Consider the following 1,762-nt stretch of genomic DNA (forward strand, 5'->3'; position numbering starts at 1 on the left):
AAGGTACAACCTCGCCCACCGGCACTCCGGAATAGCCATGCATACCCCCTTCGATGTGCACTTCGGCCTCGCCGACCAGCTCCGCGAGATCAGGGGCATTGCGTGATGAGGGTTGGTCCGGGTTCGCCGGTCTCGCGGGGTGACGTGCCGTCATGTCCGCTGTGTGGCAGGGAACCCCGCAGAGTAGAGCAGGCACGGTGCTGGCGATCACGTGGTTGTCGAGACCCATGAGAACCGAGCGAGACCGTGCCTGCCCGGTCTCACGTGACCCAGACAGATCTCGATCAGGCAATGCCCCTGGCGCTTCAGGGGGCGATCAGTTGCATGATTGGGACCTCGCACCGCACCGCGGCAATCGCTCCCGACTGACCAACGCCGGAGGTGTTGTCGACGAACAGCCAGGCCCCGACGTTGAACTGGTAGTCATGACCAGCCAGGACCGGGATTTCGTGGCGCATGACTCCGTCCCCGAACAGGTTTGACTCAAACGAGTCGCGCTCGTTGACGCTAACCCTTTTATGGAATTTCTGGCGAGACTCGCCTGCTTTCCATTGCCCTTCCGACATGATGGAACACTCGGTGCCGCCTTCGACGACAGCCCAGCTTCCCAAACCGTAGGCAGCCAGCTCGTAGATGCACTTCATGAACCGCCGGTCCGAGACTGCGACCAGCAGGCCGTTTCTCTCGGGCCGAATACCGATTCCGAATCCCGCATGCACCTCAACGAATCGATCACCACTGTCTGGAGCCAACGGTCCGCATGATCCCTTCATGGTCAACGTGCCGGCACTAGTGTTGTGCTGGACGAAATTCGGTGGACTACCGTCTACGCGGTGCCACGCCCAGGGGAAGTGGTACGGCGGCGTGAAGAAGGTGCGGTCATCCCTCGGTGATTCGATTTGAGCCGGAGTGTCCAGCCAGTCAATGTGCCAGTCCGGGGACGCACTGAGCAGCGGCCGCGCCTCCTCGGCCACGCGCCGAGCCTTCTCATCCTGCTCGACAAGGGCAACGAGAGGCCCGTTGAACGCATTGGCCAGCTCATCTGTGAGGGTCTCGCTTTCCAAGGCTCTATTACGCGACTCGATCGCCGGCATCGCCATGCCCTGGACCGATCGGATTGCGTCCTCGCGCTGCTGCGATGAGAGTTGTTCCTCGCCGCCAACTTCGATGACGATTTTTTCGCTCATACCTTCACGATGGCACGAACGTCTAGCAGTTGCGACATCAAGAGCGGCCTTCACCCAAGGAACATGGTTGAACACGCGGGGGATATGATTGAATCAGTCACGAAATTAATCGGCAGGTATGGCGGGTTAGACCAGAGTGACTCCCAATGGGGCAACATTTACCAGTGACGGTTCGCTGCGATATGAGGACAATTCAGCGCCTGAGGAACTGTTTCTGTGTCAATTGCTCAGCTATGGGTTCCAGTTGTCTTCGTGACGCCACGCACTGAGCAGCGGGATCTGGTGCTCGCCCTTTATGCATCCCTGACAGCCCGTGGGTTGACTGCTGGTCAACGCGTAGGGCTCAGAAGACTCCGCAGCACCGAGCATCACTGAGGCCAGTCGAGGAGGGTCTGGAATCAGGGTTATTGCATGACCGAGATCTGTGAGACTGATCCTTTGGAGTGGACACCCTGACAATGGATCTTGAGGATCCATGAAGGGATGTCCAGGTGGGACGCAAGTCTCCGTATCCGGCGGAGTTCAGGAAGGACGCCGTCGCGCTGTACCGAGCCGCGGGCAGTAGGCGGACGTAC

At 59.6% G+C, this 1,762-nt stretch carries 1 protein-coding gene; it reads right to left on the minus strand.

What is annotated here, in order from left to right:
• Positions 1-305: 305 nt before the first annotated feature.
• On the minus strand, positions 306-1,187 hold the full coding sequence (locus ACWFR4_RS48695; RefSeq protein ID WP_453658403.1) for a hypothetical protein: 882 nt from the start codon (positions 1,185-1,187) through the stop codon (positions 306-308).
• Positions 1,188-1,762 lie beyond the last annotated feature (575 nt).

The organism is Streptomyces sp. NPDC055140 (assembly GCF_053607285.1).